Origin of the sequence: Pseudomonas paralactis (genome assembly GCF_001439735.1) — a bacterium.
Classification (GTDB): domain Bacteria; phylum Pseudomonadota; class Gammaproteobacteria; order Pseudomonadales; family Pseudomonadaceae; genus Aquipseudomonas; species Aquipseudomonas paralactis.
Genome location: NZ_JYLN01000034.1, coordinates 1 through 1,262, shown reverse-complemented (window position 1 = coordinate 1,262; position 1,262 = coordinate 1). Strand labels below are relative to the sequence as shown.

Below are 1,262 nucleotides of genomic sequence, written 5' to 3'. Positions count from 1 at the left end.
GTGTTTGGCTCAGGCTTATTGAGATCTTTGGACCATGCTCCCTTGCCACCAGAGCTTACTTCGACCTCCCGTAAAGTCTGGCCTGCGCCTTTTATACCACTATATGATCCAACATCAAGTGCCTTAACAGTCTGAATTTCACTGCTGGCCTGATTAATCAGTTTCGAAGCTGTTTCGAGATCACCAGCGTCTAGGGCCTTTTGTGCGCCTTTTATGGTTTTTCCGGCAACATCACCAACACCGGGTATTACGCCAATCGCTGCTGCTAGGTAATCCAGAGCGCTATCAGCCTCGGAAAAACTCTTGATATCCCCGATCACCGGCACAAAGTCCACACCGGTCAGCAGGGTATTTTTCAGCTCTTCCCGGCGCGCACTGTACATCTTTACTGAACAAGCATCCGCGCTCATCCCTGCACAGTTTTGCTCCTTGTAGTGTTCGTTTTCTGCTTTGACGCGCTCTTCAGCCTTTTGCTCAAGTGTCTTCCCCTCAGCTAATGCTTCAGCGATCCCACTTAGGGAGTTGTTTTCAACCGCATTCTTCCCAACCTGAGCCGCCGCCACCGCACTCAGTGCGTCCTTGCCCACCGCAGAACCCGCAACCCCCGCCGCCAACGTCGACAACGCAGAGATCGTTTGTTTCTGCTCTGCAGTCAGGTCGTCATTACTGACGTTCCCGTACAGCTCACTACGAATCAACCTCGCCGTGGCTTCCGCTGCTACCGCACCACCGGCCCCCACCAGCGCTGAATTACCACCAGCCCTGGCCAACACCGCGCCCAACACCGCATGGGCCATAAGGTTGGCGGCGTCATCACCTGCCGTCAGGTCTTTTACTTGCTGGGCCAGGTAGGGTGCGGATGCGCCCGCAATGGCCGCTCCCACATTGCCACCGGCAATCCCCTGCACGATGGCCGTCACGGTCTGTGTCGTACGCTGGAAACTGCTGCCAACGCCGTAATCCCGTTCAGCCTGTTGCCTCACCTGCAAGGTGGTCGGGTCACTGATGCCACTCTCCAGCAACTTCTGCCGAGCCGCTTTACCCGCGTCGCTGTTGGGATCTTCAGACTCGTCGATCTTCGCCTTGCCAATGGTGCTTCCGATCGTTATGGCCAGTTGCGCAGAGCTGTTGATCAGGTCCATGCGTTCGCGCATGGCCTTTTCATCCGGCTTGTCGAGGTGCTTGTTGGCGTTTTGCGTATCGCGATTGAGGCCCACCAGGTCGTTGGCCCCCTCAGGATCACGCACAATAATCGTGCCCTC

The 1,262-nt window shown here is 56.3% G+C and carries 1 protein-coding gene; it reads right to left on the bottom strand.

Going from position 1 to position 1,262, the window contains the following annotated elements; genetic code table 11:
- The coding region (locus tag TX23_RS28645) for a VENN motif pre-toxin domain-containing protein (RefSeq protein ID WP_244885992.1) at positions 1–1,262 on the bottom strand (1,262 nt) is incomplete at both ends.